The 7,310-nt window shown below is 38.7% G+C and carries 7 protein-coding genes and 1 pseudogene; 3 read left to right on the forward strand and 5 right to left on the reverse strand.

Annotated elements, in window-relative coordinates:
• The first annotated feature begins 298 nt into the window (after positions 1 to 298).
• Positions 299 to 379: a hypothetical protein gene (locus AC1DSE_RS26450; RefSeq protein ID WP_477512935.1), complete on the forward strand. Its 81-nt coding sequence runs from the start codon at positions 299 to 301 to the stop codon at positions 377 to 379.
• A gap of 74 nt (positions 380 to 453) precedes the next feature.
• Here the strand turns inward: AC1DSE_RS26450 and AC1DSE_RS26455 are convergent, their stop codons facing one another.
• Entirely contained in the window at positions 454 to 2,556 is a 2,103-nt protein-coding gene (locus AC1DSE_RS26455) for an S-layer homology domain-containing protein (RefSeq protein WP_477512930.1), read from the reverse strand.
• Between the two features lie 95 nt (positions 2,557 to 2,651).
• Positions 2,652 to 4,127 carry an O-antigen ligase family protein gene (locus AC1DSE_RS26460; protein ID WP_477512931.1) on the reverse strand — a complete coding sequence of 492 codons (1,476 nt, stop codon included), beginning with the start codon at positions 4,125 to 4,127 and terminating at the stop codon, positions 2,652 to 2,654.
• Positions 4,128 to 4,586: 459 nt separating this feature from the next.
• Here AC1DSE_RS26460 and AC1DSE_RS26465 point away from each other — a divergent pair, with 459 nt between their 5' ends.
• Positions 4,587 to 4,853: a MerR family DNA-binding protein gene (locus AC1DSE_RS26465; RefSeq protein WP_477512932.1), complete on the forward strand. Its 267-nt coding sequence runs from the start codon at positions 4,587 to 4,589 to the stop codon at positions 4,851 to 4,853.
• Positions 4,854 to 4,919: 66 nt separating this feature from the next.
• Positions 4,920 to 5,158 (forward strand): annotated as a pseudogene (locus AC1DSE_RS26470) (YnfA family protein); the annotation flags it as partial.
• A 245-nt stretch (positions 5,159 to 5,403) separates the two neighbouring features.
• On the opposite strand, the gene AC1DSE_RS26475 reads toward AC1DSE_RS26470, so the two are convergent.
• From AC1DSE_RS26475 to AC1DSE_RS26485, 3 genes are all read right to left on the reverse strand, one after another.
• The gene (locus AC1DSE_RS26475) at positions 5,404 to 6,309 is read right to left on the reverse strand and encodes an AraC family transcriptional regulator (RefSeq protein WP_477512933.1); all 906 of its coding nucleotides are present in this window, start codon (positions 6,307 to 6,309) and stop codon (positions 5,404 to 5,406) included.
• 130 nt (positions 6,310 to 6,439) lie between these two features.
• Positions 6,440 to 6,838, reverse strand: coding sequence for a phosphotransferase-like protein (locus tag AC1DSE_RS26480; RefSeq protein ID WP_477512936.1), 399 nt, complete (start codon positions 6,836 to 6,838; stop codon positions 6,440 to 6,442).
• Between the two features lie 259 nt (positions 6,839 to 7,097).
• A partial coding sequence (locus AC1DSE_RS26485; RefSeq protein WP_477528446.1) for a phosphotransferase-like protein occupies positions 7,098 to 7,310 on the reverse strand: 213 nt, incomplete at its 5' end.

Below are 7,310 nucleotides of genomic sequence, written 5' to 3' on the forward strand. Positions count from 1 at the left end.
ATGTATATGTATTAGGGGGTTCTAATAACAATCCACTTGTATTCCAAACGTTGAAACTGGCCCTGCAAGCAGCCCAAGAAGCATCCCCCATGCTTCTAGCGTCCGAGGCTACCAATACACCTCCTTGGCCTTTAAGGAGCACTTGGATGACAACAAAATAAACCAGAGTATGTCCCGTGTTGGGCGATGCATTGATAACGGTCCAATGGAATCTTTCTGGGGGACACTAAAATGCGAGAAGTATTATTTAAACACATACCACACTTTTGAGGAACTTTAGAGGGACATCGAGGCTTACATTCATTTTTACAACAACGAACGATTACAAGCAAAACTAAACGGCCTCAGTCCAATGGAAAACAGGACTAAGGCCGCCTAATTATTTATATTTGTACTGTCTACTTGACGGGGTGCAGTTCAGTATCAAGCATTTCTACTTCGTTTGACGTTTTGTTAATTCACAAACAAGTTATAAATCGCTTTAGCACTCTCAGCACGAGTCAGTTGCGCTTGAGGTACAAATTCATTCTCGGTACGTCCTCGAATGATTCCAGCTTCTTGAGCCGCATCAATGGAAGGCAGCGCCCATTTTGAAGCCTCGCTACGATCAATAAATGTGGAATTAGCTGCCTCACCTAGCTTTGTATTAGTTCTCAATTCATAAGCACGCACTAACAACACAGCCATCTCTTCTCTCGTTATTTTCACATTGGGAGAAAAATTGCTTGGCGAAACACCTTGGCTAAGTCCTGCTTGACTGGCTGCTGCTACTGATTCAGCATACCATGCACTAGCACTCACATCTTTAAAAGCTGCTGGTCCACTAGCTTTAAGACCAAGTGCTCTTACAAGCATAGATGCAAACTCAGCGCGTGTAACATTTGCTTGCGGCGCATAATTATTACCGTCTACACCTTCAATAATATGTTTGGCAGACATCACCTTAATAATGTCCGATGCCCAATAATCATCGGCCACATCTTCGTAAGATTTCGAATATTCAAGAACGGCATATTGGCTGAAATGAGTGAGATCCGCTTGAATTTCTGCCCCGTTCACTTTGCCGCCAACATATTCCAGATTACCATCAACAGAAATATAATAAACGCCTAACAATTGTTTATTTGCATTTTCATTGATTTTAAAATTCACTTTAATGGGATTGTCAAACGTACTCATCGGTGTTTTCTTTCCGTCTTTGGTGATAACCGACAGGGAGAAGTCAAATACATCTCCTGCTCTGGTAAGGCTTGCTGATGTCTGATCTTTTGCTTTATTCAGTAAAACGGAAGCTGAAGCTTCTGCCACAATACTAATATCAAATTCAATTTGAGCCCCTTCAAGCTGGTCTGCCGGAAGCAGCTGTTGAAGCTTATCAAGAACCTTTGCTGGAATCTCTACAGAAATGTTATCACTGGTTAGACGAAGCTTATTTTCTCCAAGTACCTCTGCTGCTTTAATTGGAAGCAAAACCTGAGGTTTGTCTTTAGACACGGTAATAGCAACAATACCGTCCTTGCTCCCCTTCAAACTATCCACATCCACTACTTGTTTTCCTTGGTTCGGATCAGGTATCACGCCGCCAATTCCACCTGAAGGAGGGGAAGGTGGGGATACAATGGCTGAGGCAAAGGTAATATTGTTGAATTTAGCAATGTTTTTTCGGTTTATATAATGGTGGACCTCACCAGTCTCACTACTCGTATAACTTACATGCTCCCCATAAGCTATGCTTGCATAGTATTCTCTCCCAGCACTCGCAATCTGAATTTCATCTCCAGCACTTAAACTAGAAAGCTTTAACTCGTATGTTTTACCTTTAACAAGTGGTTCAGCAAACTGAAGTCCGAACATATTGTTTAATACAGGTAAGCCGTCATAATAATAATAGTTGTTAAAAGGATATAGCGCTTCAGCATAAACGCTTTGATTGACGCTAATGTCAGTCAATGAAAAATCATTTGCCGTTGTATTCAAAGGATTATAACTTATCCTATTGCTATCCATTCTGCTATTTGGAAGTGAAATAACAATAGAATCATATCCCGATTCTTCTGGAGTAAAAGTGAACAACTTATCGTTACTCACCAAAAACGTATTCTCCTTCTTTCCAGAAAAGCCTTCTTCCCCTTTCATCCGATAAGTATCTAAATCTACAGGCTTATCCGTATATACATAGTAGTTATACTCATTTCTACTTGCATTAAAAACCGTACCGTCAATCCCTTCTGTAATTCTAAGTTCTTTGGTCGTATCCGAGCCAACATATTTGCTGAAATGTACCCACTCGTAAGGGATATTATTATCATCGTACAATGTATTAGAGAATTCTGATACTTTTCCGTCCATAGATTCGACAGCACCCGATTCATCGATTCTCTCTACTTTGATATTATCAGGGTCTGCAGTGTATATCCCCCCAGATAACTCCCCTGTACGTTCATCGTAATGAAAAACCATGTAAGCCGCTGCATAAGAAAGTACCGGTGCCAGCATAGATAATAGTATTAAAGAAACCAAAGACAAACTAACCTTTTTACGGAATGAACTGTTCACTTAACCGCCCCTAAAATAGAATTTTTTAACATAACCTATTAATTTTATCAAAAAATATTGTCGAAATCTAGGCTGTTATGAAATGTTTATCTATCTTACTGTAAATCTTTAAATAAATCTGTATATAGTTCTTTTGGAGGAACCATCTGTATCGCCCTCATAAGCTCTGATTCTGCCTTTTCATAATAACGAGTATCACCAGTCTCATTGCCCATTCGTATGTATAGCTTTGCCTTTTCGTATATGATTGTGTTTGACCACGGGACAGCTCTTCCCGCCTGCTCAAGCAGTTTTTCCGCATGATTCCAATCCCTTTGCTTAATTGCTTCCATGCCTTTTTCCTTCAGCTGATAACCAACACCTATCCACGTAAAAAAAGACAAGAGTATAATCACTGTTGGGACAGCAACTATGTATTTTATTTTAATCCATTTTATTTCAATTGTTTGCTGAGGTATCAGTAAAATCAAACCTATTAACAACATATTGAGATAAGGATAAGTTAAGTCAAAATCGAACCCCGCATGCAGCAGCATTATCGTAACCATTATGATAATTCCCTTTTGCAAAGGCTTGTCGATTATCTCACTCGTTTTCAATTGAACAAGAGCATTCTTGTAAAAGAATACAATGAACGCTAAAAAAGCTAGACCACCAGGTAGCCCAACATCTAGAAAAACCTGAATATAATGGTTATGTATAAATTTTACATAATATCTTTGTGACTGATAGGCTTGCTGCAGCAATGCCCACCCTCCTCCGCCTGTTCCCCCAAAAGCATAATCCATAAACATTCGAATGCTGTCTTTCCAATAAACGAATCGAATTTGAAACTCCGATGTTTTCGCTTGTATACTTGAAACACGATTGAGAAAAAACCAAATATCCTGTTTTACTAGCATTGCAATCATTAATCCTAGAAGATGTGCTGACGAGAGACTTATCAGTATCTTTTTCTTTCGAGTGATAGGAATAACAATAAGCATCATGATTACCGAGACGAGCCATAATACCCATACTGATCGAGAGAATGTCATTAACAGTCCAACGACATTGATTGTCATAAGGAATACATGCTGTTTTGACTTCTTCATTGCAATCGCCAAAATGCTAATAAGTATACATACTAAAAGTAAAATTGCCAATGCATTGGCATATTGAAGTAATGATTCCAATCTGCCTTCACGCTGCAAATGGAAGACGAGGCCAACGAGTACCAAAAAGCTCCCAACCCAAGGTAATCGATAAAGAAGCTTTACAAACTGCTCTTGAGATATGAGTGATAACATGAAAGATAGCGGTACTACACTCGAAATTCTGGATGCTTCTATTATGGCTGCCTCAGTATCAACGGCGTATAGAACTGAAACCCAATAACATAAAGCTATACTAATAATCAAAAAATGCGCCTTTGTCATTATAAGCGGAGTCTTATTAAACAACACAAAAAGGAAAGCAACGTAACCACACGCGTTCATAATTAAGAAATTTGATTCAAAAATAAATCCAGTGAAAATGGTGCCGCTAACAAAGAAAATTAATACTATAATATAAGAAAAATTTCCAATCATTCCTTAACGCTCCGTATCATTAGTTATTTATCCTTCTAAATTCTATCATTTATTTGGATTTCCTGTTCGTGTTTTAGTAAACTAACCACCACTTGTTCTAGAGAACTAATGTGGAATACAAATATACATAAAAATCTGATCTAGCAAACGGGAGGAATTGAATGTGGGGAACAGCTCATTCTTATCAATGAAATTAGATGTATTGCAATAGAAGTATGATCAAAGGTATATGAACCTCCTGGATTAGCAATCGAAACTGGCGGTAAAAGGGGGGGATATAGTATTGGAGTTGTGCGTTCTTTAGATGTCTTTGGAAGAATTGTATTTCCTAAAGAAATGCGAATCCGATTTGGTATACATGAAAGTGATATGCTTGTGTTCTATATTGATAAACACAATTTATTTCTTTTGACAAGCTCCCAATTCTTACTTAGCTGATCGAACGGAAGAATTGGATTATTGCCAGCGCCGGAACGAATAAACGGTCAACGCCGCTTTGCCGAAAAGCTAATTGGGCGAATCACATTCATTAAAATTGCGCAGCAAACCAGCTTTACGATTCAAGAAATCATCGTTCTGCTCGAAGGTTTCGAAACGCTTCCACCATCAGAGCGATGGGAGGAAATGGCGCGAGAAAAACGTGAGGAGTTGGAAGAGAAAAAGAAACAAATTAACCCCATGATCCAAATTTTAGATGATGGATTGAACTGTAAATGCCTAACCTGATCAGAGTGTTTTGATAAAATAAAAACCACCGGTACTTGTTCATAGTGTAAGGAGAAATCTAATTTGTTGTTAACTATCTCAATTTTCATCGTTGCAGGACTTGCCGAAATTGGTGGAGGTTATCTTGTTTGGTTATGGCTACGCGAATCCAAGCCAATATGGTATGGAATTGTAGGGGGATCATCCCAACGGTACAGAGCTTCCCATCATTTGGACGAGTCTATCCAGCATACGAAGGAGTATTCGTTATACTTGCTGTGTTGTGGGGATGGCTGGTCGATAAAAAAACACCCGATATGTACGATTGGATCGGAGCCGCTGTTTGTGTTGTAGGTGTCTCCATTATGCTTTGGGCACCTAGAAGTTAATACGTTATTCTGCCCGTTAGCTTAACAAAGAAAGGGAGCAGCTGCCACGTAGCACACTGCTCCTTATTTGTTCAACTATAGTTCTCCGTTAGTTTAATGAACCATGCTGAAATGATCCTTGTGCGATCTTCGAGTTAAAAACATGCAGTGACCGGTCATGTCGGCAGCCGCGTTTTTCCATTCTATCCCTCGACCCTATACCATAGTTCACAATATTCGTAGCCATCTACGCTTGTACCATACATCTCGAAGTTGCCGCCATCTAAAATCGTAAATGTTGATGTTTGCAGCCATTCCGAAAATATCCGATTCTTCAAAGACCGCAAATCATACTTGCCGCTGCCATTCCCATCATGTAAAGTTGAAAATACTGCCCACGTGGATGGTGGAACATCAACAACTGTATATCCATTCACCTTGCTATCGACCGCTTTGTAACACCCAATCAGATAAGGGAACGTCGTATTGTTTGTGAATTTATAGGAATCGAATGAAAAGACAGCTCCAAGTTCCTTGCTGAAATTGCCTTCGTCTCTCCAATCCCCGCTAACCGACTGGGATAAACGATCCAACTCACCATTACTGCTGATGGTTTGCCAAACATCGGGGATCGATATGCCCTCCTCATTCGCAATAGTGTCGTAATGGTAGATATCCTCCAGCCCATAAACTTGAAAAGCATCCCGTTTTTCAATCCGATAATTCATTCCAACAACTCCCTTTAATATGATTTGAAAGGAGATGCGAGGAAAGGCTCTTAATTCACTTTCAGCATTTCGCGCTAATGTAGGCGTCATTCCATGTAGATTTTGAAATGCTCGTGAGAATGATTCAGGTGTTTCATATCTGTACTTCAAGGCAATATCCGTCACAGTGTTTTTTCTGTTCTTTAAATCAAATGCAGCAAGCGTCAGCCTTCTACGCCTGATATATTCGGACAATGGGACTTCAAGTACAAATGAAAACATGCGTTGAAATTGGTAAACTGAACATAAGGCGATTTTAGCGATTTGGTCGTAATCAATATCTTGTTCTAAGTTGTCTTCGATATAGCTGACAGCTCGATTCATTCGCTCTAGCCATTCCACGGCAATCCCTCCTTTCGTAAGAAGCATATCATCCGGTAGTTTATGTCGCCTGACTTTCCGTGCAAGATAATATCAGGTGGTAATCATCCGTATACAGAAGTCCTGTTTCCTAAATTGATTCCAGTCTTTATTAGTTTGAAGCGTCAAGTAATATTTTCCCACTCAATTTTTCCCTGTCTCCTCTAAGTTGTTCTCTTCTAGCAAGTTCTTCCTTTGAACATTTAACTACTACGAATATGACAGGGTGATCCGATAATAATTCAATACAAGTATTGAACCATTTGTCATTACCTATAACAGAATCTAGAACTACGTTGTTTCCCATCGCTGAAAATAGTTTTATTGTCGAGTAGTATAATGAAATCAACGGATATGTAAGAATTTGATTTACTAATTGTCCATCCTCTGCACCATTTGTTTCAATACTCGGATAGGTACTGTTAATGTAATCTTTATAACTATGAAATAGCCCATTAATAAAATTATCAATTGATATATGTTGAAATGGGATATATTTTGAGATAATAATTCATTAGATATAATGTCTTTCCAGAACTTGAAGTTCCATTAAGAAGAACTATAATCCCTGGCTTCAATTGAATCCGCCTTTCATAATTTTATTTTTGCGTATCTTTCAGCTAACAGTGTATTTACGAACTTAACGAAAATTATCAATTTTGAAGTATTCGCGAAGTTATTGAACAATCCTGCCCGTTAGTGTAATGAAGCATCCAATCATTGTGGTCGGCTGCTTTCGTTTTTTTATAAAACAAACGTTCCCCGATAGCTTAAACCTCGGACCTATCAAATAAATACTTTATAATTGAATCTGCACATTCTTCTGAGGAATTTATGTGTGTATTGACAGTACAATTGTATTGTATATCTTTGGCCATAATATTATTTTGCCACTCAGATTGGTCTTCAGTTCTATCTCCACGTTCAATATTTCTTTGGCGACAAATGTCTAAAGGACAAAAAACTTCGACAATATAGAAAGG

The sequence above is a fragment of the Paenibacillus sp. 01L418 genome, from assembly GCF_056400045.1.

Bases quoted from the DNA above. Each gene is read 5' to 3' on its own strand.
- AC1DSE_RS26460 (WP_477512931.1), bottom strand. From the start codon at position 4,127: ATGATTGGAAATTTTTCTTATATTATAGTATTAATTTTCTTTGTTAGC.